The sequence below is a fragment of the Escherichia sp. E14S1 genome (genome assembly GCF_004211995.1).
Classification (GTDB): domain Bacteria; phylum Pseudomonadota; class Gammaproteobacteria; order Enterobacterales; family Enterobacteriaceae; genus Escherichia.
In genome coordinates, this window is the sequence record NZ_RHJQ01000013.1 from 83865 (window position 1) to 108999 (window position 25135).

26 protein-coding genes, 2 pseudogenes and 1 other annotated feature are annotated in these 25135 nt (G+C 49.7%); of the genes and pseudogenes, 16 read left to right on the forward strand and 12 right to left on the reverse strand.

Translation table 11 applies throughout. The features are described 5' to 3' along the window. The first annotated feature begins 9 nt into the window (after positions 1 to 9). Together D9734_RS16080 and cobO are read left to right on the forward strand one after the other, a co-directional pair. Entirely contained in the window at positions 10 to 768 is a 759-nt protein-coding gene (locus D9734_RS16080; protein ID WP_130208861.1) for a YciK family oxidoreductase, read from the forward strand. Beyond that, positions 765 to 1355: a cob(I)yrinic acid a,c-diamide adenosyltransferase gene (cobO, locus tag D9734_RS16085; protein WP_130208863.1), complete on the forward strand. Its 591-nt coding sequence runs from the start codon at positions 765 to 767 to the stop codon at positions 1353 to 1355. Before D9734_RS16080 ends, cobO begins: the two co-directional genes overlap by 4 nt. A 51-nt stretch (positions 1356 to 1406) precedes the next feature. Here cobO and D9734_RS16090 read toward each other — a convergent pair whose 3' ends face one another. From D9734_RS16090 to rnm, 6 genes are all read right to left on the reverse strand, one after another. Then, a complete protein-coding gene (locus D9734_RS16090) occupies positions 1407 to 1715 on the reverse strand; it encodes a hypothetical protein (RefSeq protein ID WP_130208865.1) in 309 nt (102 codons plus the stop codon). 10 nt (positions 1716 to 1725) lie between these two features. Beyond that, the gene (locus D9734_RS16095) at positions 1726 to 2727 is read right to left on the reverse strand and encodes a hypothetical protein (protein ID WP_130208867.1); all 1002 of its coding nucleotides are present in this window, start codon (positions 2725 to 2727) and stop codon (positions 1726 to 1728) included. 169 nt (positions 2728 to 2896) lie between these two features. Further along, positions 2897 to 3772 (reverse strand): 23S rRNA pseudouridine(2605) synthase RluB, encoded by an 876-nt coding sequence (rluB, locus tag D9734_RS16100; RefSeq protein ID WP_001291217.1) that lies wholly within the window; start codon positions 3770 to 3772, stop codon positions 2897 to 2899. Between the two features lie 191 nt (positions 3773 to 3963). Beyond that, positions 3964 to 5841, reverse strand: coding sequence for a DUF2207 domain-containing protein (locus D9734_RS16105; RefSeq protein WP_130208869.1), 1878 nt, complete (start codon positions 5839 to 5841; stop codon positions 3964 to 3966). A 27-nt stretch (positions 5842 to 5868) separates the two neighbouring features. Continuing rightward, entirely contained in the window at positions 5869 to 6489 is a 621-nt protein-coding gene (locus D9734_RS16110) for an L-threonylcarbamoyladenylate synthase (RefSeq protein ID WP_001516499.1), read from the reverse strand. Then, the gene (rnm, locus tag D9734_RS16115; RefSeq protein ID WP_001285663.1) at positions 6486 to 7367 is read right to left on the reverse strand and encodes an RNase AM; all 882 of its coding nucleotides are present in this window, start codon (positions 7365 to 7367) and stop codon (positions 6486 to 6488) included. Before rnm ends, D9734_RS16110 begins: the two co-directional genes overlap by 4 nt. Positions 7368 to 7504: 137 nt before the next feature. On the opposite strand from rnm, the gene trpL reads away from it, so the two are divergent. The 6 genes from trpL to trpA all read left to right on the forward strand — a co-directional run bounded on the left by trpL (position 7505) and on the right by trpA (position 14171). Further along, positions 7505 to 7549, forward strand: coding sequence for a trp operon leader peptide (trpL, locus tag D9734_RS16120; RefSeq protein WP_001700591.1), 45 nt, complete (start codon positions 7505 to 7507; stop codon positions 7547 to 7549). Further along, positions 7526 to 7619, forward strand: a sequence feature (Trp leader region). (Overlaps the previous gene by 24 nt.) 21 nt (positions 7620 to 7640) lie before the next feature. Further along, complete coding sequence (gene trpE / locus D9734_RS16125) at positions 7641 to 9203, forward strand: anthranilate synthase component I (RefSeq protein WP_130208871.1); 1563 nt, start codon at positions 7641 to 7643, stop codon at positions 9201 to 9203. Continuing rightward, positions 9203 to 10798: a bifunctional anthranilate synthase glutamate amidotransferase component TrpG/anthranilate phosphoribosyltransferase TrpD gene (gene trpD / locus D9734_RS16130; protein WP_000763524.1), complete on the forward strand. Its 1596-nt coding sequence runs from the start codon at positions 9203 to 9205 to the stop codon at positions 10796 to 10798. The genes trpE and trpD overlap by 1 nt, the downstream gene beginning before the upstream one ends. Next, entirely contained in the window at positions 10799 to 12160 is a 1362-nt protein-coding gene (trpCF, locus tag D9734_RS16135) for a bifunctional indole-3-glycerol-phosphate synthase TrpC/phosphoribosylanthranilate isomerase TrpF (protein WP_205712820.1), read from the forward strand. It abuts the gene before it with no gap. Positions 12161 to 12171: 11 nt separating this feature from the next. After that, positions 12172 to 13365: a tryptophan synthase subunit beta gene (gene trpB / locus D9734_RS16140; RefSeq protein ID WP_130208873.1), complete on the forward strand. Its 1194-nt coding sequence runs from the start codon at positions 12172 to 12174 to the stop codon at positions 13363 to 13365. Beyond that, positions 13365 to 14171, forward strand: coding sequence for a tryptophan synthase subunit alpha (gene trpA, locus D9734_RS16145; protein WP_130208875.1), 807 nt, complete (start codon positions 13365 to 13367; stop codon positions 14169 to 14171). The genes trpB and trpA overlap by 1 nt, the downstream gene beginning before the upstream one ends. A gap of 50 nt (positions 14172 to 14221) precedes the next feature. On the opposite strand, the gene ompW is transcribed toward trpA, so the two are convergent. Next, entirely contained in the window at positions 14222 to 14875 is a 654-nt protein-coding gene (ompW, locus tag D9734_RS16150) for an outer membrane protein OmpW (protein WP_064527188.1), read from the reverse strand. A gap of 201 nt (positions 14876 to 15076) precedes the next feature. Between ompW and D9734_RS23555 the strand changes: the two are divergent. The 4 genes and pseudogenes from D9734_RS23555 to yciA all read left to right on the forward strand — a co-directional run. Continuing rightward, positions 15077 to 15291 (forward strand): annotated as a pseudogene (locus D9734_RS23555) (YkgJ family cysteine cluster protein); the annotation flags it as partial. Between the two features lie 27 nt (positions 15292 to 15318). Then, positions 15319 to 16062, forward strand: a complete 744-nt coding sequence (locus D9734_RS16155; RefSeq protein ID WP_130208877.1) for a YciC family protein — start codon at positions 15319 to 15321, stop codon at positions 16060 to 16062. Positions 16063 to 16091: 29 nt separating this feature from the next. Beyond that, positions 16092 to 16631 carry a septation protein A gene (locus D9734_RS16160; protein ID WP_000808667.1) on the forward strand — a complete coding sequence of 180 codons (540 nt, stop codon included), beginning with the start codon at positions 16092 to 16094 and terminating at the stop codon, positions 16629 to 16631. 104 nt (positions 16632 to 16735) lie between these two features. Then, positions 16736 to 17134, forward strand: coding sequence for an acyl-CoA thioester hydrolase YciA (gene yciA / locus D9734_RS16165; RefSeq protein ID WP_130208879.1), 399 nt, complete (start codon positions 16736 to 16738; stop codon positions 17132 to 17134). 40 nt (positions 17135 to 17174) lie between these two features. On the opposite strand, the gene tonB is transcribed toward yciA, so the two are convergent. Further along, positions 17175 to 17894, reverse strand: a complete 720-nt coding sequence (gene tonB, locus D9734_RS16170; protein ID WP_064528843.1) for a TonB system transport protein TonB — start codon at positions 17892 to 17894, stop codon at positions 17175 to 17177. 223 nt (positions 17895 to 18117) lie between these two features. Between tonB and D9734_RS16175 the strand changes: the two genes are divergently transcribed. Both D9734_RS16175 and kch read left to right on the forward strand, forming a co-directional pair. Beyond that, a complete protein-coding gene (locus tag D9734_RS16175; protein ID WP_000967596.1) occupies positions 18118 to 18414 on the forward strand; it encodes a YciI family protein in 297 nt (98 codons plus the stop codon). Positions 18415 to 18716: 302 nt separating this feature from the next. After that, the gene (gene kch, locus D9734_RS16180; protein WP_130208881.1) at positions 18717 to 19970 is read left to right on the forward strand and encodes a voltage-gated potassium channel protein; all 1254 of its coding nucleotides are present in this window, start codon (positions 18717 to 18719) and stop codon (positions 19968 to 19970) included. Between the two features lie 54 nt (positions 19971 to 20024). Here kch and D9734_RS16185 read toward each other — a convergent pair whose 3' ends face one another. Further along, on the reverse strand, positions 20025 to 20198 hold the full coding sequence (locus D9734_RS16185; RefSeq protein WP_122983112.1) for a YciY family protein: 174 nt from the start codon (positions 20196 to 20198) through the stop codon (positions 20025 to 20027). A 142-nt stretch (positions 20199 to 20340) separates the two neighbouring features. Between D9734_RS16185 and cls the strand changes: the two genes are divergently transcribed. Together cls and D9734_RS16195 are read left to right on the forward strand one after the other, a co-directional pair. Then, positions 20341 to 21801: a cardiolipin synthase gene (gene cls / locus D9734_RS16190; protein WP_130208884.1), complete on the forward strand. Its 1461-nt coding sequence runs from the start codon at positions 20341 to 20343 to the stop codon at positions 21799 to 21801. A 34-nt stretch (positions 21802 to 21835) separates the two neighbouring features. Further along, on the forward strand, positions 21836 to 22165 hold the full coding sequence (locus tag D9734_RS16195) for an HI1450 family dsDNA-mimic protein (RefSeq protein ID WP_000366958.1): 330 nt from the start codon (positions 21836 to 21838) through the stop codon (positions 22163 to 22165). A 55-nt stretch (positions 22166 to 22220) separates the two neighbouring features. Here the strand turns inward: D9734_RS16195 and D9734_RS16200 are convergent. The 3 genes and pseudogenes from D9734_RS16200 to oppD form a co-directional block, all read right to left on the reverse strand. Continuing rightward, positions 22221 to 23066, reverse strand: a pseudogene (locus tag D9734_RS16200) (potassium channel family protein). A 48-nt stretch (positions 23067 to 23114) separates the two neighbouring features. After that, on the reverse strand, positions 23115 to 24119 hold the full coding sequence (gene oppF, locus D9734_RS16205; protein WP_130208886.1) for a murein tripeptide/oligopeptide ABC transporter ATP-binding protein OppF: 1005 nt from the start codon (positions 24117 to 24119) through the stop codon (positions 23115 to 23117). Next, positions 24116 to 25129 (reverse strand): murein tripeptide/oligopeptide ABC transporter ATP-binding protein OppD, encoded by a 1014-nt coding sequence (gene oppD, locus D9734_RS16210; RefSeq protein ID WP_130208888.1) that lies wholly within the window; start codon positions 25127 to 25129, stop codon positions 24116 to 24118. The genes oppF and oppD overlap by 4 nt, the downstream gene beginning before the upstream one ends. Positions 25130 to 25135: the final 6 nt, after the last annotated feature.

Consider the following 25135-nt stretch of genomic DNA (forward strand, 5'->3'; position numbering starts at 1 on the left):
GGAGTAGCCATGCATTACCAACCAAAACAAGATTTACTCAATGATCGTATTATCCTGGTGACAGGCGCCAGCGACGGCATTGGTCGTGAAGCCGCTTTAACTTATGCGCGCTATGGCGCGACGGTCATTCTGCTGAGCCGGAACGAAGAAAAATTACGTCAGGTGGCCCAGAGCATGTTAGAAGAGACAGGACGCCAGCCGCAATGGTTTCTTCTCGATTTGCTGACCTGTACGTCCGAAGACTGCCAACAACTGGCACAGCGTATTGCTGTTAATTACCCGCGTCTGGACGGCGTGCTGCATAACGCCGGATTGCTCGGCGATGTTTGCCCAATGCGCGAGCAAAATCCGCAGGTCTGGCAGGACGTCATGCAGGTCAACGTTAATGCCACCTTTATGCTCACCCAGGCACTGCTTCCTTTATTACTCAAATCGGACGCCGGTTCGCTGGTCTTTACCTCATCAAGCGTTGGGCGTCAGGGGCGTGCCAACTGGGGCGCATATGCGGTGTCGAAATTTGCCACCGAAGGAATGATGCAAGTGCTGGCCGATGAATATCAGCAGCGCCTGCGCGTCAACTGCATTAACCCCGGCGGTACACGTACTGCAATGCGTGCCAGTGCTTTCCCCACCGAAGATCCACAGAAACTCAAAACACCCGCCGATATCATGCCACTCTATTTATGGCTGATGGGCGATGACAGCCGCCGTAAAACCGGCATGACCTTTGACGCCCAACCGGGCCGCAAACCAGGAATATCCCAATGAGTGATGAACGCTACCAACAGCGTCAGCAGCGTGTTAAAGAGAAAGTTGATGCTCGCGTGGCGCAAGCGCAGGATGAGCGTGGCATTCTCATCGTCTTTACCGGCAATGGAAAAGGCAAAACCACCGCGGCATTTGGTACCGCAACTCGCGCGGTTGGCCATGGCAAAAAAGTGGGGGTCGTGCAGTTTATTAAAGGTACCTGGCCTAACGGCGAGCGCAATTTGCTGGAGCCACATGGCGTTGAGTTTCAGGTGATGGCAACGGGCTTTACCTGGGATACGCAAAATCGCGAGTCTGATACCGCCGCCTGCCGTGAAGTCTGGCAACATGCAAAGCGGATGCTGGCAGATCCCTCAGTGGATATGGTTTTGCTCGATGAGCTGACTTATATGGTGGCGTATGACTATTTGCCACTTGAAGAAGTGGTGCAGGCGTTAAATGAACGTCCAGATCAGCAGACGGTGATTATCACGGGTCGTGGTTGTCATCGGGATATTCTTGAACTGGCGGATACGGTAAGTGAGTTACGCCCCGTGAAACATGCGTTTGATGCTGGCGTAAAAGCGCAGATAGGGATCGATTACTAAGTGAAAGCACCTCAAAAGAAACCTCTTGAGGTGCTTTAATCATAATTATATTCAAGCGGCAATAGCAAAATTCAGAATGCGTGTAATCTCATTAAAATGTCTCTGATATGTTTCATGATTCTCAGCGTCAACATCTTCAATAAATAATATCAATTCAGTAATTAACGCATTAGCATCGTCATAATTTATCTCGGCTAACTCTGGCGAAGTTTCAGTACCATAGTTAATCGTCAGGTTGTTCATAACTGTGAGGATATGGATAAAATATTTATGACAAACATTGCATGTGGTTTTATTGCCCAGGGTATTATACAGCATATCAAGTAATGCCAGTATCCTACGATTTTGCACATCGTTCATAAAAAGCCTCCTATAACATTATTCCGCTGGCAATAAGTAATTTTGCCAGCCCCTCAGACGCCTTTAACCCACTAATGACCTGTGCGCGTAATATCTCATTTAACCTTTTTTGTTCAGCTGCCGTGCGTGTTTTATTAACGTATAAGCTTTTCAGATAATCACCCTTATCTATAAAGGCATTTAAAGCCTCAATCGCAGGCATGGCAGGTGCCGATGCCTGTAGCCTGGTTTCATTCACATTGATTACTGAACTTAGAAACTCTTTCCTGTTTTTCAGCGTGTTAAACTCTGTATTCTTAGAGTTTTTAGATGCCGTATTATAATAAAACATATTATCATGCACATTCGCAAAGGTATAATTTTCAATCTTGTTGCTTTTTGTATAAATATCATTACGCAAAACTGTCATGTTCTTTATAAGTCTTACCCAGTTTTCATCTACCGTTGTACCTATTTTTCCAGAATTGACTTTTATTATATATAACTCATTGAAATAATTTACTAAATCTTTAACCGCCGCTGCAGACTGAGCTAAATCTTTGCTATGTGAAACACCAAGTAGTGTTTGTGCGTTGTTTGCGTGATCCAGAGCCTGTTTAAGTAATGCCACTTGCTGACTTTCCGTTGTTGCCATATCCTCAGTCAGAAGTTCTACATAAGCGCTCATGCTATTAATGACTTCCATTGAAGCCAGTAGTTTTTCTTTCTCGAAAGGGACTAATTGTACTTGTTTTGTATTTGGCCCTGGACGCTGGCATAATTTCCCTCCATTACCATCACCGCCTATATCTATGGCATAATCAGGTCGCAGGGCACAATCCGGATTAGTTGCATAGAAATTAACAAGGAAGTTTTCACGAGAAGCATAATATTGTTTAAAGAAACTTGCATTCGCTGCCACCGCTTTGTTACCCACAGTAATAACAGTTTCAGCTTGTTCGTTTTTCAATGCTTCAGTTGCACAACCTGAAAGCATTAACAGCGATAGAAATATTCCACTATATCTAATCATAACCCACCTCATGACGTTGAGTTTATCTCAGATAATTAAATAGTAATGTGGCTATTTCCGGGCATTATTCATAAGCAAGTATGAAATTAAATTAAAATACTGCGACTATTTATCATGCTTCAAATGAAGAAAAGGCCCCGCAGGGCCTTTATTTTATACTTATCTTAAATTAACCGTTATTATTACGTCCGCCAGAACGACGACCGCCGCTCACCTGGCTATGACGTTTCACCGCACGTCGAATTTGATTTGCCTTCATGCGACGACGATCTTTTTCTACAGCGACTTTAGAGCTGGTTTCTGGCGGTAGCTCCACCAGTTCGCGCAGATAGTTAGTCTGGGCGAGATCCAGCTCCGTCCAGCCGCCGCGTGGCAGACCTTTCGGCAGTGGAATATCACCGTAACGCACACGGATCAGGCGACTTACCTGCACGCCAACCGCTTCCCACAGACGACGAACTTCACGGTTACGGCCTTCGGTCAAAGTAACGTTGTACCACTGGTTGATCCCTTCACCGCCGCTGAACTTGATGGTTTTAAAGGCTGCCGGACCATCTTCCAGCTGCACACCACGGCTTAAATCACGCAGTTTCGCGTCGTCAACCTGACCAAATACACGCACGGCATATTCACGTTCAACTTCACGGCTTGGATGCATTAAACGGTTTGCCAGTTCACCATCGGTGGTGAACAGCAACAGACCACAGGTGTTAACGTCCAGACGACCCACGGCAATCCAGCGTGCGCCACGCAGCTTCGGCAGACGGTCAAACACCGTTGGGCGCCCTTCCGGATCGTTACGGGTACACAACTCACCTTCTGGTTTGTAATAGGCCAGAACGCGACAAATTTGTTCAGCGGACTCACGTACCGAAATCAGGTGACCATCGATACGGATTTTCAGCCCAGGGGTAACTTCAACGCGATCGCCGAGTTTGGCAATTTTGCCATCAACACTCACACGACCGGCTTCAATAATAGATTCGATTTCACGGCGAGAACCGTGGCCGGCACGCGCCAGCACTTTCTGTAACTTTTCGCTCATTGAGCTTCCTTTTGGTGTCGCCTTCCCAGGCGTCTGGTATGCTTTTGTGCAACAATGAGTCAGAACTTACATCTGACTCACTGATAGTAAAGTCTGTTTGAACTCTTCAGGCCGTAGCTGGCCTGCCTTTGAGGCGGAACATCATACACGATCTTTATGGTTAAAGCTTGTTTCGATTAACATCGGCTTCATTACCAACCACCACCAGCGCCAGAACCACCACCGGAATAGCTCCGCCCCAACAAACTGGTATAGGCCCCGCAACTCAGGTGCATCTGTAATGAGAATAAAACGCCGTTACGGGCAATCTCTGGAGCGCGAATCGCCGAAGAAAGCGAAGGAACGATGCGTAACGCCCATTCCCTCCCCAAATTTGCCGATATAGCCCAACCTAACAACGCGTAATCCAGCTTCCGTGTTTCCCCTTTCCGCCGCCGCCCACTGTGCGTTGCTGCCTCTTTACGTGCAAGATAGTTAACGATAGCTTCACCGTGGGCATAACGTTGCTGCCCAGTTTGGGTAAACTTTGGCAGAAAAATATACCCCATGCCAGTGAGATAACCGGTCAGGAAAACAGCGCTAAAATAACCCGCTGGCATATACCAGTAAAAGAATACATCTCCGACATTGACATAGAGAGAATAGAAGGCCACGCCTGAACAAATCAGTGGTAAGAACAAAGTGATGATTACACGATTAACGCAAGGCTTGTCATCATCGCGGGCAAACAAAAGCTCAAGGGAACAAAATAAAAAAGGAAGAAGCCAGCAGATCATAATAAACATATCGCCCACCAGACTCATTCCTGCCCAACCTACCGGACTCAGGTTACCGTAGAGAATGACCGCCAATATCGCCATTCCGCCCCATTGCAAAAACGCATCAGGTCGGTAAAACGAAGACTTTTTACGCGGCAGATAAAATTTCTGCATCCGTAAAAATGCTCTGCGTAAGACTCTGTTGCGCCTCCCCGTAAGGACGACCTTATCGCCTTTACGAAATAGCGCTTCCAGTAATAACTGTTCGGTGGGCAGTAATAGCGCATTATTTCTGGTCGCGCCTTCATTAACACGAATCAGGGTTTGCTGATTTTTGTCATACTGATCTTCCAGATGAATTTTTCCTTTCACAATCAGATTTACGATATCGGCACAAAAACCTTTATCGTCGTAAACCAGTTTCGCATCGAGACGTAACATGCCGGGCGTATAATCTGGCGGAATGACATCGGTTTCACTCACATCTACCGGCGTAAATTGCGGCCTGCGCTTCCAGAGATATAACCATCCACACGCCAGGAGCAAACACGGTAACCAAATGATAAGAGACGATGTTGAGGGCCAAAAAAGATGGCTAAAGATATTCGCCGTGTGTTGTGCCGGGGCATTATCCAGCAAGGCATGAGGCCAGCGGTAGAGAACCGTGAAATCTTCACGATAAAACGGATCGCGAGATTCAATTTTTCCGTCCTCAAGGATGCGGCCATTTCGATATGTGTCGCCCTCATCTCCGGTAAAGAGATCGATTTCGCTAAATGGATTACCCGCAATATTAGAGAACTGGAGAGAAAATCGGGTCTTATAAATTTCAAACGGCCAGTTGTTACCGGTCACGTTCCAGATTAGCAGGTCAGAGTCACCATCGCGTAGAAAAGCATTTTTAACCTGATAATGAATTTGATAATGATAGTCGCCTTGAGGCAAGAAACGTTGTTTATCGCCCACGACAATACTCATTAACCCGATATGCCAGTCAAGATGCCAGAGTTCAGGAACGCCATCACGGGTGACGCCAACAATACGATAGTTCAGCAGTGCAGCATCCCCATTAGGCTGCATCCATAGTCGTGGTAAATCACGAGAAAACCCGTGCTTAATCTGCTGATTTCGCGCCTGAAAATGAATGTTCTCTTTGATGTCGAGCACCCCATCCGGTTGCAGAGTGGCTTCAACATCAAAGAGCGAGATCCCTTCTTCATATGAAGGGATCTCCGTGTTTTTCGCATAACTCAACGAAGAGAAAAAAAGCCCAACTATCAACAGCAAAATGCAGCGATATATCCCTGCCATAATCTTCCATCCGTGGAACGCAATTTTTTATAAGAAAGGCTTCACATCACCCACGCCTTCACGCACCACGACCGGCGTATCATCGGTAAGATCAATGACCGTTGTCGGTTTCTGCCCGAGATAGCCGCCGTGGATAATCAAATCCACCTGTTTTTCCAGACGGTCTTTAATTTCTTCCGGATCGGATTCGGTAAATTCGCTGCCCGGTAGCATCAGCGATGTGGAAAGCATCGGTTCGCCCAATACCTCAAGCAACGCCTGCGCAATCGGGTTAGAAGGCACACGCATCCCAATGGTTTTACGTTTTTCCTGCAACAGACGGCGTGGCACTTCCTTCGTCCCCTTCAGGATGAAGGTATAGTTGCCCGGCGTGTTGTTTTTCATTAAACGAAACGCAACGTTATCCACGAATGAATAGGTCGAAAGTTCAGAAAGATCGCGACACATCAGGGTAAAGTTGTGACCGTCCGGCAGCTGGCGAATACGACAAATACGCTCCATCGCGTTTTTATCTTCAATTTTACAGCCGAGTGCGTAGCCGGAATCGGTTGGATAAACAATCACCCCGCCTTTACGCACGATCTCCACCGCCTGGTTGATCAGACGTTGCTGCGGGTTATCAGGATGAATATAAAAAAACTGGCTCATAATTCCCTCTCTGTGGTGTTCTGCGGCTGTTCCCATAGCTGCCAGACGCCTTCAACGCCTGCGGGCAGCCAGAGTTTACGACCCAGTTCGATCCACGGGCATGGCTGATGAAAATCAGATCCTTGTGATGCCCATAAATGATGCTGGCGGGCAAGTGTCGCCAGCTGGGTACGTTCATTGGGCGATTGCTGGCACTGCGCGACTTCCATCGCGTCGCCGTGGTGTTCGGCAAAATGCGCAACCAATCTTTTCAGCCATTTAGCACTAAGATTGTACCGCCCAGGATGAGCAAGCACCGCCTTACCGCCAGAATGATGAATGACATCAATAGCTTGTTCTATTGTACACCACTGTGGCGGAACGTATCCGGTTTTCCCGCGCGCCAGATACTTTTTAAAGACATCCGCCATTGAACTGGCTTTGCCGCACTCCACCAGGAAACGAGCAAAATGACCGCGCGTCACCGCACCGCCCTGCGCCAGTCGTTGCGCGCCTTCCAGCGCCCCTGGTATTTGCGCTTTTTCAAGTCTTTCGGCAATTAGCTGCGCCCGCTGATTGCGCCGTTCTGTCTGCTGCGCGAGGAACTCACACATTAGCGGATGAGTAATATCAATATTCAGCCCGACAATATGAATTTCATGATTTTCCCAGACCGTGGAAATTTCCACGCCGGGAATAAGATTCAGCGCCAGTCCCGAACGTGAAATTTCCTCTCTTGCTGGCGCGATTGCAGCTGTGGTGTCATGGTCGGTGATCGCCAGAGTGCCGACGCGCATCTCGACCGCACGGTGCACCAACGCCTCTGGCGTCAGGCAGCCATCGGAAGCTGTGGTATGGCTGTGCAGGTCGTAAATCACTGCGTAATTCGTGTCGCTCAAGGCGCACTCCCGTTTTGGATAATGTTTTTGGCGCCGACATCATAACGGTTCTGGCAAATATTCTGAAATGAGCTGTTGACAATTAATCATCGAACTAGTTAACTAGTACGCAAGTTCACGTAAAAAGGGTATCGACAATGAAAGCGATTTTCGTACTGAAAGGTTGGTGGCGCACTTCCTGAAACGGGCAGTGTATTCACCATGCGTAAAGCAATCAGATACCCAGCCCGCCTTATAAGCGGGCTTTTTTTTGAACAAAATTAGAGAATAACAATGCAAACACAAAAACCGACTCTCGAATTGTTAACCTGCGAAGGCGCTTATCGCGATAATCCCACCGCGCTTTTTCACCAGTTGTGTGGGGATCGTCCAGCAACGCTGCTGCTGGAATCCGCAGATATCGACAGCAAAGATGATTTAAAAAGCCTGCTGCTGGTAGACAGTGCGCTGCGCATTACAGCTTTAGGTGACACTGTCACAATTCAGGCGCTTTCTGGTAATGGCGAAGCCCTGCTGACACTACTGGATAACGCCCTGCCTGCGGGTGTGGAAAATGAACAATCACCAAACTGCCGTGTGCTGCGCTTCCCCCCTGTCAGTCCACTGCTGGATGAAGACGCCCGCTTATGCTCCCTTTCGGTTTTTGACGCTTTCCGCTTATTACAGAATCTGTTGAATGTACCGAAGGAGGAACGAGAAGCAATGTTCTTCGGCGGGCTGTTCTCTTATGACCTTGTGGCGGGATTTGAAGATTTACCGCAATTGTCAGCGGAAAATAACTGCCCTGATTTCTGTTTTTATCTCGCTGAAACGCTGATGGTGATTGACCATCAGAAAAAAAGCACCCGCATTCAGGCAAGCCTGTTTGCTCCCAATGAAGAAGAAAAACAGCGTCTCACTACGCGCCTGCACGAGTTGCGCCAACAACTGACCGAAGCCGCGCCGCCGCTGCCGGTGGTTTCCGTGCCGCATATGCGTTGTGAATGTAACCAGAGCGATGAAGAGTTCGGTGGCGTAGTGCGTTTGTTGCAAAAAGCGATTCGCGCCGGAGAAATTTTCCAGGTGGTGCCATCTCGCCGTTTCTCTCTGCCCTGCCCGTCACCGCTGGCGGCCTATTACGTGCTGAAAAAGAGTAATCCCAGCCCGTACATGTTTTTTATGCAGGATAATGATTTCACCCTGTTTGGCGCGTCGCCGGAAAGCTCGCTCAAGTATGACGCCACCAGCCGCCAGATTGAGATCTACCCAATTGCCGGAACACGCCCACGCGGTCGTCGTGCCGATGGTTCACTGGACAGAGACCTCGACAGCCGCATCGAACTGGAAATGCGTACCGATCATAAAGAGCTGTCTGAACATCTGATGCTGGTGGATCTCGCCCGTAATGATCTGGCACGCATTTGTACCCCCGGCAGCCGCTACGTCGCCGATCTCACCAAAGTTGACCGTTACTCTTACGTGATGCACCTGGTCTCCCGCGTTGTCGGTGAGCTGCGCCACGATCTCGACGCCCTGCACGCTTATCGCGCCTGTATGAATATGGGGACGTTAAGCGGTGCGCCGAAAGTACGCGCTATGCAGTTAATTGCCGAAGCGGAAGGTCGTCGACGCGGCAGCTACGGCGGCGCAGTAGGTTATTTCACCGCGCATGGCGATCTCGACACCTGCATTGTGATCCGCTCGGCGCTGGTAGAGAACGGAGTCGCCACCGTGCAGGCCGGTGCTGGCGTGGTACTTGATTCTGTTCCGCAGTCGGAAGCCGACGAAACCCGTAATAAAGCCCGCGCTGTACTGCGCGCTATTGCCACCGCGCATCATGCACAGGAGACATTCTGATGGCTGACATTCTGCTGCTCGATAATATCGACTCTTTTACTTACAACCTGGCAGATCAGTTGCGCAGCAATGGTCATAACGTGGTGATTTACCGCAACCATATTCCAGCGCAGACCTTAATTGAACGCCTGGCGACGATGAGCAATCCGGTACTGATGCTTTCTCCTGGCCCCGGTGTGCCGAGCGAAGCCGGTTGTATGCCGGAACTCCTCACCCGACTGCGCGGTAAGCTGCCAATCATTGGCATTTGCCTCGGGCATCAGGCGATTGTCGAAGCTTACGGGGGTTATGTCGGTCAGGCGGGCGAAATTCTTCACGGTAAAGCGTCGAGCATTGAACATGACGGTCAGGCGATGTTTGCCGGATTAACAAACCCGCTGCCGGTGGCGCGTTATCACTCGCTGGTTGGCAGCAACATTCCGGCAGGTTTAACCATCAACGCCCATTTTAATGGCATGGTGATGGCGGTGCGTCACGATGCGGATCGCGTTTGTGGGTTCCAGTTCCATCCGGAATCCATTCTTACCACTCAGGGCGCTCGCCTGCTGGAACAAACGCTGGCCTGGGCGCAGCAGAAACTAGAGCCAACCAACACGCTGCAACCGATTCTGGAAAAACTGTATCAGGCACAGACGCTTAGCCAACAAGAAAGCCACCAGCTTTTTTCAGCGGTGGTACGTGGCGAGCTGAAGCCAGAACAGCTCGCGGCGGCGCTGGTGAGCATGAAAATTCGCGGCGAGCACCCGAACGAAATCGCCGGAGCAGCAACGGCGCTACTGGAAAACGCCGCGCCGTTCCCGCGCCCTGATTATCTGTTTGCCGATATCGTCGGCACCGGCGGTGACGGCAGCAACAGTATCAATATTTCGACCGCCAGTGCGTTTGTCGCCGCGGCCTGTGGGCTGAAAGTGGCGAAACACGGTAACCGCAGCGTCTCCAGTAAATCTGGCTCGTCGGATCTGCTGGCGGCGTTCGGTATTAATCTTGATATGAATGCCGATAAATCGCGCCAGGCGCTGGATGAATTAGGCGTCTGCTTCCTCTTTGCGCCGAAATATCACACCGGATTCCGCCACGCGATGCCGGTTCGCCAGCAACTGAAAACTCGCACCCTGTTCAACGTGCTGGGGCCATTGATTAACCCGGCGCATCCTCCGCTGGCGTTAATTGGTGTCTACAGCCCGGAACTGGTGCTGCCAATTGCCGAAACCTTGCGCGTGCTGGGGTATCAACGTGCAGCGGTGGTACACAGCGGTGGAATGGATGAAGTTTCCTTACACGCTCCGACCATTGTTGCCGAGCTGCACGATGGTGAAATTAAAAGCTATCAACTGACCGCTGAAGATTTTGGCCTGACGCCCTACCACCAGGAGCAACTGGCTGGCGGAACACCGGAAGAAAACCGTGACATTTTAACACGCTTGTTACAAGGTAAAGGCGACGCCGCCCATGAAGCAGCCGTCGCGGCGAATGTCGCCATGTTAATGCGCCTGCATGGCCATGAAGATCTGCAAGCCAATGCGCAAACCGTTCTTGAGGTACTGCGCAGTGGTTCCGCTTACGACAGAGTCACCGCACTGGCGGCACGAGGGTAAATGATGCAAACCGTTTTAGCGAAAATCGTCGCAGACAAGGCGATTTGGGTAGAAGCCCGCAAACAGCAGCAACCGCTGGCCAGTTTTCAGAATGAGGTTCAGCCGAGCACGCGACATTTTTATGATGCGCTACAGGGTGCACGCACGGCGTTTATTCTGGAGTGCAAGAAAGCGTCGCCGTCGAAAGGCGTGATTCGTGATGATTTCGATCCGGCACGCATTGCCTCGATTTATAAGCATTACGCTTCGGCAATTTCGGTGCTGACTGATGAGAAATATTTTCAGGGGAGCTTTGATTTCCTCCCCATCGTCAGCCAAATCGCCCCGCAGCCGATTTTATGTAAAGACTTCATTATCGATCCTTACCAGATCTATCTGGCGCGCTATTACCAGGCCGATGCCTGCTTATTAATGCTTTCAGTACTGGATGACGAACAATATCGCCAGCTTGCAGCCGTCGCCCACAGTCTGGAGATGGGTGTGCTGACCGAAGTCAGTAATGAAGAGGAACTGGAGCGCGCCATTGCATTGGGGGCAAAAGTCGTTGGCATCAACAACCGCGATCTGCGTGATTTGTCGATTGATCTCAACCGTACCCGCGAGCTTGCGCCGAAACTGGGGCACAACGTGACGGTAATCAGCGAATCCGGCATCAATACTTACGCTCAGGTGCGCGAGTTAAGCCACTTCGCTAACGGCTTTCTGATTGGTTCGGCGTTGATGGCCCATGACGATTTGAACGCCGCCGTGCGCCGGGTGTTGCTGGGTGAGAATAAAGTATGTGGCCTGACGCGTGGGCAAGATGCTAAAGCAGCTTATGACGCGGGCGCGATTTACGGTGGGTTGATTTTTGTTGCGACATCACCGCGTTGCGTCAGCGTTGAACAGGCGCAGGAAGTGATGGCTGCGGCACCGTTGCAGTATGTTGGTGTGTTCCGCAATCACGATATTGCTGATGTGGTGGACAAAACTAACGCGTTATCGCTGGCAGCAGTGCAACTGCATGGTAATGAAGATCAGCAATATATCGACGCACTGCGTGACGTGCTGCCCGCTAACGTTGCCATCTGGAAAGCATTGAGCGTCGGTGAAACTCTTCCCGCGCGCGATTTTCAGCACGTCGATAAATATGTTTTCGACAACGGCCAGGGTGGAAGCGGGCAACGTTTCGACTGGTCACTGTTAAATGGTCAATCGCTTGGCAACGTCCTGCTGGCGGGTGGCTTAGGCGCAGATAACTGCGTGGAAGCGGCACAAACCGGCTGCGCCGGGCTTGATTTTAATTCTGCTGTAGAGTCGCAACCGGGCATTAAAGACGCACGCCTTTTGGCCTCGGTTTTCCAGACGCTGCGCGCATATTAAGGAAAGGAACAATGACAACATTACTTAACCCGTATTTTGGTGAGTTTGGCGGTATGTACGTGCCACAAATCCTGATGCCTGCTCTGCGCCAGCTGGAAGAAGCTTTTGTCAGCGCGCAAAAAGATCCTGAATTTCAGGCCCAGTTCAACGACCTGCTGAAAAACTATGCCGGGCGCCCAACCGCGCTGACCAAATGCCAGAACATTACAGCCGGGACGAACACCACGCTGTATCTGAAGCGCGAAGATTTATTGCACGGCGGCGCGCATAAAACCAACCAGGTTCTGGGCCAGGCTTTGCTGGCGAAGCGGATGGGTAAAACCGAAATCATCGCCGAAACCGGAGCCGGTCAGCATGGTGTGGCGTCGGCCCTTGCCAGCGCCCTGCTCGGCCTGAAATGCCGTATTTATATGGGTGCCAAAGACGTTGAACGCCAGTCGCCTAACGTTTTTCGTATGCGCTTAATGGGGGCGGAAGTGATCCCTGTGCATAGCGGTTCCGCGACGCTGAAAGATGCCTGTAATGAGGCGCTGCGCGACTGGTCCGGTAGTTACGAAACCGCGCACTATATGCTGGGTACCGCAGCTGGCCCGCATCCTTATCCGACCATTGTGCGTGAGTTTCAGCGGATGATTGGCGAAGAAACGAAAGCACAGATTCTGGAAAGAGAATGTCGCCTGCCGGATGCTGTTATCGCCTGTGTTGGCGGCGGTTCGAATGCCATCGGCATGTTTGCTGATTTCATCAACGAAACCAATGTCGGCCTGATTGGCGTGGAGCCAGGCGGTCACGGCATCGAAACCGGCGAACATGGCGCACCGTTGAAACATGGTCGCGTAGGCATCTATTTCGGCATGAAAGCACCGATGATGCAGACCGAAGACGGGCAAATTGAAGAATCTTACTCCATCTCTGCCGGACTGGATTTCCCGTCCGTTGGCCCACAACATGCGTATCTCAACAGCATCGGTCGCGCTGATTACGTGTCGATTACCGATGATGAAGCGCTGGAAGCCTTTAAAACGCTGTGCCTGCATGAAGGAATTATCCCGGCGCTGGAATCCTCCCACGCGCTGGCCCATGCGCTGAAAATGATGCGCGAAAACCCGGAAAAAGAGCAGCTACTGGTGGTTAACCTTTCCGGTCGCGGCGATAAAGACATCTTCACCGTTCACGATATTTTGAAAGCACGAGGGGAAATCTGATGGAACGCTATGAATCTCTGTTTGCCCAACTGAAGGAGCGCAAAGAAGGCGCATTTGTTCCTTTCGTCACCCTCGGTGATCCGGGCGTAGAGCAGTCGCTGAAAATTATCGATGCGTTGATTGAAGCCGGTGCCGACGCGCTGGAGTTAGGCATCCCCTTCTCCGACCCGCTGGCAGATGGCCCGACCATTCAAAACGCCACACTGCGTGCTTTTGCGGCAGGTGTGACCCCGGCACAATGTTTTGAGATGCTGGCACTGATTCGTCAAAAACATCCGACCATTCCTGTTGGCCTGCTGATGTACGCCAACCTGGTGTTTAACAAAGGCATTGATGAGTTTTACGCTCAATGTGAAAAAGTCGGCGTCGATTCGGTGCTGGTTGCCGACGTGCCAGTGGAAGAGTCTGCGCCCTTCCGCCAGGCCGCGTTGCGCCATAATGTCGCGCCGATCTTTATCTGCCCGCCGAATGCTGATGATGATTTGCTGCGCCAGATTGCCTCTTACGGTCGTGGTTACACCTATTTACTGTCGCGTGCGGGCGTGACCGGAGCGGAAAACCGCGCGGCATTACCGCTCAATCATCTGGTCACGAAGCTGAAAGAATACAATGCCGCGCCTCCATTGCAGGGCTTTGGCATTTCAGCACCGGAACAGGTAAAAGCAGCGATTGATGCAGGAGCTGCGGGCGCGATTTCTGGTTCTGCAATTGTAAAAATCATCGAGCAACATATTAATGAGCCAGAAAAAATGCTGGAAGCACTGAAAGCTTTTGTACAACCGATGAAAGCAGCTACACGAAGTTAATTTGAGACAAACCGCCAGAATATATCTGGCGGTTTATTGATGGTAAAAAATTAGAAGCGGTAACCCGCAGAGAACATAAATACCCATGGGTCGAGGCGTACGTTGTCAGAATAGCGTCCTGCAGGCAGCACTGCGCCATTGGATTTATATTTCACCTCAGTGTCGATATCCATGTACCAGACCGACATATTAAGCAACCAGTCACGGTTGATGAGATAATCCAGACCTACTTGTCCCGCCACGCCCCATGAATCCTTCAGACTAAGGTCGGATAAACCAAGACCTTCACCGGTGTCATTGAAGTCATTATTAAAAAAGGTAGTGTAGTTAATACCCGCACCAATGTAAGGACGGAATTTACTGCCGGAATCGCCAAAATACCATTGTGCCATCAGTGTTGGCGGTAAATGGTGGACTGTCGCAATATCTCCAGTTGTGGCTGTGCCAACCTTATGACGAAACGGAGATGCCGCCAGCAATTCCACACCAATGTTATCAGTCGCCATATAGGTGAAGGTCAGGCCCAGTTGGGTGTTATTGGTCACGCTAAAGCCACCCAGGCTTCCCAGAGTTCCATCCGCGCCTTCCGTTGGACGTACCGTTGCCGAACCTGCACGAATAAAGAACTCGCCTGCTTCGTGAGCATAGACGCTACCAGAGAGAAGTGTACTGACTGCCAATGCCGCCACTGTTAATTTTTTCATGTTCGCTCCGTCGTTATGGTTATAAAAACGTGACGAATATACCTACATTGGAGTAACAAATGATCCTACATAGATCACATTGCATTCGCTAAATGACCATTTATTGATCTGGATTAATTTAGAAGTTGTATCGCAAATCCTGGTTAACATGATTCAAATCAATTTGAATGCTTTCCATCTCCGAAAGTATTCTTTTGCTACCTTATTGGCCTTTTAAGCAGGCGGTAAGTTGCGGTATTTATGCAAACAGCCCTTCTGCTTGTCAGGAATTTGTCGTGTCTGGAGAAAGCAATGGATCCTGTGATCGCACCCACGCACGCTGTGGATTACCTGCGCTTTACAAAGATATGCTTTTCCATACAAGTCGTGATGCTGCCACTGAAGGGATAACCAGGGTACAATTGCCCGCTAATTAACACCTGCATAAAACTCAAGGAGAGTGCATGTCTATCACGGCGCAGTCCGTATACCGTGACACCGGAAATTTCTTCCGTAATCAATTTATGACCATTCTGTTGGTATCGTTGCTTTGTGCATTTATCACAGTGGTGTTAGGACATGTTTTCTCACCCAGTGACGCACAGCTTGCGCAGCTCAATGACGGCGCGCCCGTTAGTGGCGGCGGTGGGTTGTTCGATCTGGTGCAAAATATGTCCCCGGAACAGCAACAAATTTTGCTGCGTGCTTCCGCTGCGTCCACTTTTTCAGGATTAATCGGTAACGCCATACTCGCCGGAGGCGTAATATTAATCATCCAACTGGTGTCTGCGGGTCAGAGAGTCAGTGCGCTACGCGCTATTGGTGCCAGTGCGCCGATATTGCCAAAGTTATTTATTCTGATTTTTCTGACTACCCTTTTAGTACAGATTGGCATCATGCTGGTGGTCGTTCCGGGGATTTTAATGGCCATTTTACTGGCACTGGCGCCGGTGATGTTGGTGCAGGATAAAATGGGCGTTTTCGCCTCTATGCGCAGCAGTATGCGGCTGACATGGGCGAATATGCGTCTGGTGGCACCTGCAGTACTAAGCTGGTTACTGGCAAAAACACTGTTGCTGCTGTTTGCCTCTTCGTTTGCCGCATTAACCCCGGAAATTGGTGCCGTACTGGCGAATACTTTAAGCAACCTGATTTCAGCCGTATTGCTTATCTATCTGTTCCGCCTGTACATGTTGATTCGCCAATAACCTGAAGTATTTGATTACGGAATCGTAAAATGAAGCAGTTTCTTGATTTTTTACCGCTGGTTGTCTTCTTCGCGTTCTACAAAATTTATGACATCTATGCGGCAACTGCGGCGCTCATCGTCGCCACGGCAATTGTGCTTATTTATAGCTGGGTTCGCTTCCGGAAAGTTGAGAAGATGGCCCTGATCACTTTTGTTCTGGTGGTCGTTTTCGGTGGTCTGACGCTGTTCTTCCACAATGATGAGTTTATTAAATGGAAGGTCACCGTCATCTACGCTCTGTTTGCCGGTGCTTTGTTGGTTAGCCAATGGGTAATGAAAAAACCGCTGATTCAGCGGATGCTGGGTAAAGAACTCACTCTACCGCAGCCAGTATGGTCGAAGCTGAACCTGGCCTGGGCAGTCTTCTTTATTCTTTGTGGTCTGGCGAATATCTACATCGCATTCTGGTTACCGCAAAATATTTGGGTCAACTTCAAAGTGTTCGGTCTGACCGCCCTCACCTTAATCTTCACACTGTTAAGCGGTATTTATATCTACCGCCATATGCCGCAGGAAGATAAATCATAATCTGTCTGCCGGCCCTTCGGGGCCGGCGCTGCATATCCTCTGTTCTCATTTGGAAAATCATAGTAGCATCGCGCCTGTGATTTTCCTTTTATGTCGGTTTTACCATGTCTACAACACCTAACGTCCCTCAGGGCGATCTTGTTTTACGTACTTTAGCCATGCCTGCCGATACCAATGCCAATGGCGATATCTTTGGTGGTTGGTTGATGTCGCAGATGGATATTGGCGGTGCCATTCTGGCAAAAGAAATTGCCCACGGTCGCGTCGTGACCGTGCGGGTTGAAGGAATGACTTTCTTACGGCCAGTTGCGGTTGGTGATGTGGTGTGCTGCTATGCGCGCTGTCTCCAAAAAGGGACGACATCAGTCAGCATTAATATTGAAGTATGGGTGAAAAAAGTGGCGTCTGAACCGATTGGGCAGCGCTATAAAGCGACGGAAGCGTTATTTAAGTATGTTGCCGTCGACCCTGAAGGAAAGCCTCGTGCCTTACCTGTAGAGTAATAGTCAAAAGCCTCCAAGTTGGAGGCTTTTGATTTTCTGTTTATTGAATTTCGGTGGTGCCGTTAATTTTAAACAGGATATTCACCACAATCCCACTTCCAGGTTTGCCCGGCTCATAACGCCATCTGCGCATCGCGTTTTTCACTTCGCGCTCAAACATGTTCGCCGGTTTGGCTGAAAGGATTTGTACGTTATCCACGCGACCATCCGGTGTGACGTCAAATTTAACTTTAACCTGCCCTTCAATGCGTAGTGCCTGCGCGCGCGCCGGATACTGCGGCTGATTACGGCTTAATGCCCGTGGACCAGACGCGACACTTGTGACCGGTTTGCTGGTTGCAGCCGTTGCCGTACTTGATGTTGGGCGAGCAGGTGCCGTATTTTCAAACGGTGACGCCGGACGTGACTCTACCGGTTTGACATCGCGTTTCGGCTGCTCCTGTACCTTTTTCACCGGCTTCGGTTTTGGCTTAGGTTTCGGCTTCGGCTTTTCAATGACTACCGGTGCTTCTTTTGGCGGTTCTGGTATCGGCTCAGGCTCCGGTTCTGGCTCCACCACTGGTTCCGGCGGCGGTTGAACGGCTTGTGGCGGCTCAAGTTCGGCCGGGGCAACCATGGTGACAGAAATCGGCTGCGCGGGCGCAGGTAGTTCAATAACCTGATGTACCGAGGTATAGAGTAGACCCGCCACAACAGCACCATGAATGCAGACCGAAAGTAACGTCGGCCAGGGGAAGCGGCGAGGTAAATCAAGGGTCATTGAAGTCATAATCGTTTCAGTAAAAAAACCAGGCCTCGATTTTAAATGCAAATAGCAATCATATTCAATAAGGCAAGGCGATCAGGATCAGTGAAAACGCAATTTTTGGCGCTATTAACCTTACTTTTAGTGACGCCTTAACAAAGACATCATCTTTCCGTTGCAGATCTTCGCCCTTTCAAATAACGTACTTTATAACTTTTCCGAACAAGGAGTTGTGCCCGTGTTGTATGTTATTTACGCTCAAGACAAAGCCGATAGCCTCGAAAAGCGCCTTTCCGTTCGTCCGGCACATTTAGCACGTTTGCAGTTACTGCATGATGAAGGGCGTCTGCTGACCGCCGGTCCAATGCCAGCGGTAGACAGTAACGATCCAGGCGCCGCAGGATTTACTGGCTCAACCGTTATTGCTGAATTTGAATCGCTGGAAGCAGCCCAGGCCTGGGCAGATGCCGATCCATACGTGGCTGCGGGAGTCTATGAGCAAGTTTCCGTGAAACCCTTTAAGAAAGTGTTCTGAATATCCACATCCAGGGGCGCGGTGACAGAAACCGCGCTCTTGTTTTTACTTTATATTTACCGATGCCCCCAATCCACCACCACAAACAGATAATAACTTTATCTGTATCTCCCTATATACCCTCGGCATCTCCGTCTAAAAATGACAAAATTTCTCTGCCTGATTCGGTTTTGATCAATCAAAACCTTTGATTGCTGCGGATAAAGTCATCTACTATGGTTTAACACATTCACGTGCCGCATGTTTTTCACATTCTGTACGCGTGAAGATAATTAAACAAAATTGTGGTTACAGAGGTATCAGTGAGTCACTGGGCTACATTCAAGCAAACAGCGGTAAATTTATGGGTGACCCTGCGGCACGATGTTATCGCGCTGGCGGTCCTTTCAAATGGATTGCTTATTTTTAAAACAATTTATGGCATGCCGGTCAATCTGCTCGATATTTTCCATATCCATGCGTTTTCAGAACTTGACCTCTCCTTGCTGGCCAATGCGCCACTGTTTATGCTCGGCGTCTTTCTTGTTTTGAACTCGATCGGCTTGCTATTTCGGGCAAAGCTGGCATGGGCTATCAGTATCATTTTATTGCTGATAACGCTGATTTACACCCTGCACTTTTATCCCTGGCTGAAATTCAGCATTGGTTTTTGCATCTTTACCTTGATAATTTTGTTGGTGCTGCGTAAAGACTTCTCTCACAGTAGTGCTGCGGCCGGGACAATTTTTGCTTTTATTAGTTTTACGACGTTACTGTTTTACTCTACCTACGGCGCACTTTATTTAAGCGAAGGTTTTAATCCGCGAATAGAGAGTCTAATGACCGCGTTCTATTTTTCGATAGAAACTATGTCAACCGTGGGCTACGGCGATATCGTCCCGGTTTCTGAATCAGCGCGCCTGTTTACTATTTCGGTCATTATTTCCGGTATTACCGTTTTTGCCACCTCCATGACCTCGATTTTCGGCCCGCTTATCCGCGGAGGATTCAATAAACTTGTGAAAGGAAACAATCATACAATGCATCGTAAAGATCACTTTATTGTTTGCGGGCATTCCATTCTGGCAATCAACACGATTCTGCAACTGAATCAACGCGGACAAAACGTCACGGTTATCAGTAACCTGCCAGAGGATGACATAAAACAGCTTGAACAAAGACTCGGTGACAATGCCGATGTTATCCCCGGTGACAGCAATGACAGTTCAGTACTAAAAAAAGCGGGAATTGATCACTGTCGAGCTATTCTGGCGTTAAGTGATAATGACGCCGATAATGCTTTTGTCGTTCTGTCGGCGAAAGATATGAGCAAAGATGTTAAAACCGTGCTTGCCGTCAGTGATAGCAAAAACCTGAATAAGATTAAGATGGTGCATCCGGATATTATTCTTTCACCGCAGCTATTTGGTAGCGAGATACTGGCGCGTATTCTCAATGGGGAAGAAATTAATAATGATATGCTCGTCTCGATGTTGCTGAATTCCGGGCATGGCATTTTCAGCGATAACAATGACGACGAAACCAAAACTGACAACAATGAATCTGCGCAAAAATAGATTTTAACGGCGAAAAGATAATCTTAATGGGCACCGCGTTGGTGCCCAGAACATTTAGATATTGTAGATCGCAAACAATAACGAGTTTCGCTGTTTGTTTAGAAGGCACTTCCTGATGCTGTGGATACGCATATTTCGGCGTGACTGCCCCTCAAGCCAACGCGATTTCCGTCGGCTAGCCTGACGCTGCATGCGCCAGCGCCCCACTTCCGTTCTACTCCGCTTCATGTTAACTACTCTATGCAATAACAGAGCGGTCATTATACCCCCGGTCCCGACGCTGACCAGTGCTTTTACCGCGTTTTTATTTGCCAGATGAATCCATATGCGTAAACTCATAACAATGCGCTTTCAAAAGGATTTCTAATCTATGACAACCGTTTATACGTTGGTGAGTTGGTTGGCCATTCTGGGATACTGGTTGCTCATTGCAGGCGTAACTTTACGCATTCTAATGAAACGACGCGCAGTTCCCTCCGCCATGGCCTGGCTGTTGATCATTTACATTCTGCCGTTGGTCGGAATTATTGCTTATCTGGCTGTTGGCGAACTCCACTTAGGCAAACGACGCGCCGAACGCGCCAGAGCGATGTGGCCTTCCACGGCGAAATGGCTTAACGATCTTAAAGCCTGTAAGCATATTTTTGCTGAAGAAAATAGCAGCGTCGCTGGACCGTTATTCAAGCTCTGCGAGCGTCGTCAGGGGATCGCCGGGGTCAAGGGTAATCAGCTGCAACTGATGACCGAGTCTGATGATGTGATGCAGGCGTTAATCCGCGACATTCAACTCGCTCGCCATAACATTGAGATGGTGTTTTATATCTGGCAACCAGGCGGTATGGCAGACCAGGTGGCAGAATCTTTGATGGCCGCCGCACGACGCGGTATTCATTGCCGATTAATGCTCGACTCTGCGGGGAGTGTTGCTTTTTTCCGTAGCCCGTGGCCAGAGTTAATGCGAAATGCCGGTATCGAAGTGGTCGAGTCCTTAAAGGTTAACCTGATGCGCGTATTCTTACGCCGCATGGACCTGCGCCAGCACCGCAAGATGATCATGATCGATAACTACATTGCCTACACCGGCAGCATGAATATGGTCGATCCGCGCTTCTTCAAACAGGATGCGGGCGTAGGACAATGGATTGATCTGATGGCTCGCATGGAAGGCCCTATTGCCACCGCGATGGGAATTATCTACTCTTGCGACTGGGAGATTGAGACGGGAAAACGTATTTTACCACCACCGCCTGATGTCAATATCATGCCGTTCGAGCAGGCCAGCGGTCATACGATTCATACCATCGCTTCCGGCCCGGGATTCCCGGAAGACCTGATCCATCAGGCTTTGCTGACTGCAGCTTATTCAGCTCGTGAATATTTAATCATGACGACGCCCTACTTCGTCCCCAGCGATGACTTACTTCACGCAATCTGCACAGCGGCGCAACGCGGGGTTGATGTCAGTATTATTTTGCCGAGGAAAAATGACTCAATGCTGGTAGGCTGGGCCAGTCGCGCATTCTTTACAGAACTACTTGCTGCTGGGGTTAAGATTTATCAGTTTGAAGGTGGGTTACTGCATACCAAGAGCGTGCTGGTCGATGGCGAATTAAGTCTGGTTGGCACCGTTAACCTCGACATGCGTAGTCTGTGGCTGAATTTTGAAATCACGCTGGCTATTGACGATAAAGGTTTTGGTGCCGATCTGGCTGCCGTTCAGGACGACTATATTTCTCGTTCGCGTCTGCTCGATGCGCGGCTGTGGTTAAAACGTCCACTCTGGCAACGTGTCGCCGAGCGACTGTTTTACTTCTTCAGCCCGTTGCTGTAAAACGTCGCCAACAGAGATTAAACAGGTAGTGACTATGGATATGGATTTAAACAATCGCCTGACTGAAGATGAAACGCTTGAGCAGGCCTACGATATTTTTCTTGAACTGGCCGCTGATAATCTCGATCCGGCTGATGTTCTGTTGTTCAATCTGCAGTTTGAAGAGCGCGGTGGTGCAGAGTTATTTGACCCGGCAGAAGACTGGCAGGAACATGTTGATTTCGACTTGAACCCGGACTTTTTTGCCGAAGTGGTGATTGGTCTGGCAGACAGTGAAGATGGCGAAATCAACGATATTTTCGCCCGTATTTTGTTATGCCGTGAAAAAGATCACAAACTTTGCCATATTATCTGGCGGGAATAACGCTTGCCATCGGATGTGACGTAGCTGCGTCACATCCGTTCTTCCTTTTACACATCTACCTTTCCCCTCCTCCCAGTTCATTGCCACAAATACGACAATACTTCGCATCGTGTGCATGATGTTGGGTATTGCATTTAGGACAACAGAGAAGTTTTTTAGTCTGTTCAAGTTCACTGGTGAGTTGCGCAGTAATAATCCCCGTCGGAATTGCAATGACTGAGTAGCCAATCAAGATTAATACCGAGGCCACCATCCTTCCTGCCGCAGTATGTGGTGTAATATCACCATAACCAACGGTGGTTACCGTCACTATCGCCCAGTATACGGCTGTGCCCAGCGAGTTAAATTCGTTTGATGCACCTTCTATGGCGTACATTAACGCCCCAGCGACGATCATCACAATGGCAATAAAAGCATAAAAAAGAATCAACTGATGGCGGGCATTATTTATCGCCCGCCATAGACTGTTTAAGGCAGGCATAAAGCGGAGCAGGCGCAAAATTCGCAACGCACGAATCGCTCTCATCGCTCGCCAGGCAAATAAATAAGTAAAACCAATTTCAGGCCATAGCCAGATGACATACAGCGGCAAAATGGTGGCCAGATCGATAAATCCCCAAAAGCTAAAAACATAACGTACCGGATTCGGCCAGCTTAATATTCGCAGGAAATACTCGATCGTGAAGACAAAAGTAAAGAAGAATTCTACCCAAACAAAGATATGCCATTCGTCGTAAGTTAGCTGGAATTGCGATCCAATACCGGATTCTATGAAGACAGCGCCAACGCTTAACAATGCGAGGAAACCAAACAGCGCCTCGCAGCGTCGCCCGGTTTACGTATGCTGATCAAAAAGGAAATGATAAACCCGTTGGCGATACTCTGAAAGATGTCCTGTCACCTGTACCTCCCATGAAAAAGGGCCGGCAATCTGCCAGCCCTTAACACGTTATAATGGGTCTACTTTCAGGCAAGAGACGGCATGTCTGAAACTGCCTTCCAGCACCGGGCGTGTTTTGGCACACTCAGGACCGGCTATCGGGCAACGGGTACGGAACACACATCCAGAAGGCGGGTTGATGGGCGACGGTAATTCCCCTTCCAGTAACTGGATAGATTTGTTCTTCTCCAGATCAGGATCTGGAATGGGGACTGCCGACATCAATGCTTTGGTATAGGGATGCAACGGATTGTGGTAAACCTCATCATACGTCCCCAACTCTACCGCATGGCCGAGATACATCACCAGCACGCGATCGGAAATGTGTTTTACCACGGCCAGATCGTGAGCGATAAAGATTAATGACAATCCCATCTCACGTTGCAACTGCTGGAGTAAATTCACCACCTGCGCCTGTATTGACACATCCAGTGCCGACACCGGTTCGTCGCAGATAATCAGCTTCGGTTCAAGGATTAGCGCACGCGCAATCCCGATACGCTGACACTGACCGCCGGAGAACTCATGCGGATAGCGGTTAATCAGGTTAGGTAGCAAGCCGACTTTCATCATCATCACCTTCACGCGCTCGCGAACTTCCTGGCGTGACATTTTCGGATGATAGGTACGCAGCGGTTCAGCGATGATCTCGCCGATGGTCATACGCGGGTTTAGCGATGCCAACGGGTCCTGGAAAATCATCTGAATATCACTGCGGACGGCACGCCATTCATCAGGTTTCATGCCCAGCAACTCTTTACCTAACCAGGCAACATGACCATCGGTGGCCTTGACCAAACCAATGATAGCGCGAGCAAAGGTAGACTTACCGCAACCTGATTCCCCTACGACGCCCAACGTTTCCCCTTCATATAACCTGAGCGTCACACCATCAACGGCCTTAAGGGTTTTCGGCGGTTGCCAGAACCACTGTTTGCCATCTTTGATCTCAAAGTGCACTTTCAAATCGGCAATTTCGAGGAGGACTTTTCTTCCTTCGGTTGCAGCATTCATAACAGTTCCTCCACCGGTTTAAAGCAGGCACGCAGTCGGCCTGGCGTGAACTCTTCCAGCGGCGGCGCGCTACTGCAAATCTCCATCGCATACGGACAACGCGGCTGGAACGGGCAACCTTTCGGCAAACGCAGCAGGTTTGGCGGGTTACCCGGGATGGTCAACATCGTTTCACCTTCCGCATCAAGACGCGGCACCGCATTGAGTAAACCGATAGAATAAGGATGAACGGGTTCATAAAAGACATCGCGCGCGTTGCCATATTCCATCGTGCGCCCAGCGTACATCACCAGAACTTTGTCACAGATCCCCGCGACTACGCCGAGATCGTGGGTGATCATGATAATGGCAGTATTAAATTCCCGTTTCAGTTCATTCAATAGCGTCATGATCTGCGCCTGTACTGTCACGTCCAGCGCAGTAGTCGGTTCGTCGGCAATCAGCAATTTAGGTCGGCACAACAACGCCATCGCAATCATCACACGCTGACGCATGCCGCCAGAAAACTCATGAGGAAACATCTTCATACGCTTACGCGCTTCTGGCATTTTCACCGCATCGAGCATTCGTACCGATTCTTCAAACGCTTCGGCCTTGCCCATACCTTTATGCAGCATCAGCACTTCCATCAACTGCTCGCCGACGCGCATGTATGGATTTAACGAGGTCATCGGGTCCTGAAAAATCATCGAGATTTGTTCAGCACGCAGTTTATTAAGTTCACGTTCTGGCAGATTGAGGATTTCGCGCCCATTAAAGGTTGCCGATCCACCAATGCGTCCGTTAGCCGCCAGCAGCCCCATTAAAGCAAACGCGGTTTGCGACTTACCGGAGCCAGATTCGCCAACGATACCCAGCGTTTCCCCGGCACGCAGGGAAAAATTTAAATCATTGACCGCCGTGACGTCACCGTCCGGGGTGCTAAATGTCACTCGCAAATCTTTCACGTTCAGCAGTGCGTCAGCCTGTTGCTGTGCGAGCGGCACGGTTGCAGTTTCAATTACGCTCATGGCTGC

Bases quoted from the DNA above. Each gene is read 5' to 3' on its own strand.
- D9734_RS16080 (WP_130208861.1), top strand. From the start codon at position 10: ATGCATTACCAACCAAAACAAGATTTACTCAATGATCGTATTATCCTG.
- cobO (WP_130208863.1), top strand. From the start codon at position 765: ATGAGTGATGAACGCTACCAACAGCGTCAGCAGCGTGTTAAAGAGAAA.
- D9734_RS16090 (WP_130208865.1), bottom strand. From the start codon at position 1,715: ATGAACGATGTGCAAAATCGTAGGATACTGGCATTACTTGATATGCTG.
- D9734_RS16095 (WP_130208867.1), bottom strand. From the start codon at position 2,727: ATGATTAGATATAGTGGAATATTTCTATCGCTGTTAATGCTTTCAGGT.
- rluB (WP_001291217.1), bottom strand. From the start codon at position 3,772: ATGAGCGAAAAGTTACAGAAAGTGCTGGCGCGTGCCGGCCACGGTTCT.
- D9734_RS16105 (WP_130208869.1), bottom strand. From the start codon at position 5,841: ATGGCAGGGATATATCGCTGCATTTTGCTGTTGATAGTTGGGCTTTTT.
- D9734_RS16110 (WP_001516499.1), bottom strand. From the start codon at position 6,489: ATGAGCCAGTTTTTTTATATTCATCCTGATAACCCGCAGCAACGTCTG.
- trpE (WP_130208871.1), top strand. From the start codon at position 7,641: ATGCAAACACAAAAACCGACTCTCGAATTGTTAACCTGCGAAGGCGCT.
- trpD (WP_000763524.1), top strand. From the start codon at position 9,203: ATGGCTGACATTCTGCTGCTCGATAATATCGACTCTTTTACTTACAAC.
- trpCF (WP_205712820.1), top strand. From the start codon at position 10,799: ATGATGCAAACCGTTTTAGCGAAAATCGTCGCAGACAAGGCGATTTGG.
- trpB (WP_130208873.1), top strand. From the start codon at position 12,172: ATGACAACATTACTTAACCCGTATTTTGGTGAGTTTGGCGGTATGTAC.
- trpA (WP_130208875.1), top strand. From the start codon at position 13,365: ATGGAACGCTATGAATCTCTGTTTGCCCAACTGAAGGAGCGCAAAGAA.
- ompW (WP_064527188.1), bottom strand. From the start codon at position 14,875: ATGAAAAAATTAACAGTGGCGGCATTGGCAGTCAGTACACTTCTCTCT.
- D9734_RS16155 (WP_130208877.1), top strand. From the start codon at position 15,319: ATGTCTATCACGGCGCAGTCCGTATACCGTGACACCGGAAATTTCTTC.
- D9734_RS16160 (WP_000808667.1), top strand. From the start codon at position 16,092: ATGAAGCAGTTTCTTGATTTTTTACCGCTGGTTGTCTTCTTCGCGTTC.
- yciA (WP_130208879.1), top strand. From the start codon at position 16,736: ATGTCTACAACACCTAACGTCCCTCAGGGCGATCTTGTTTTACGTACT.
- tonB (WP_064528843.1), bottom strand. From the start codon at position 17,894: ATGACCCTTGATTTACCTCGCCGCTTCCCCTGGCCGACGTTACTTTCG.
- D9734_RS16185 (WP_122983112.1), bottom strand. From the start codon at position 20,198: ATGAAGCGGAGTAGAACGGAAGTGGGGCGCTGGCGCATGCAGCGTCAG.
- cls (WP_130208884.1), top strand. From the start codon at position 20,341: ATGACAACCGTTTATACGTTGGTGAGTTGGTTGGCCATTCTGGGATAC.
- D9734_RS16195 (WP_000366958.1), top strand. From the start codon at position 21,836: ATGGATATGGATTTAAACAATCGCCTGACTGAAGATGAAACGCTTGAG.
- oppF (WP_130208886.1), bottom strand. From the start codon at position 24,119: ATGAATGCTGCAACCGAAGGAAGAAAAGTCCTCCTCGAAATTGCCGAT.
- oppD (WP_130208888.1), bottom strand. From the start codon at position 25,129: ATGAGCGTAATTGAAACTGCAACCGTGCCGCTCGCACAGCAACAGGCT.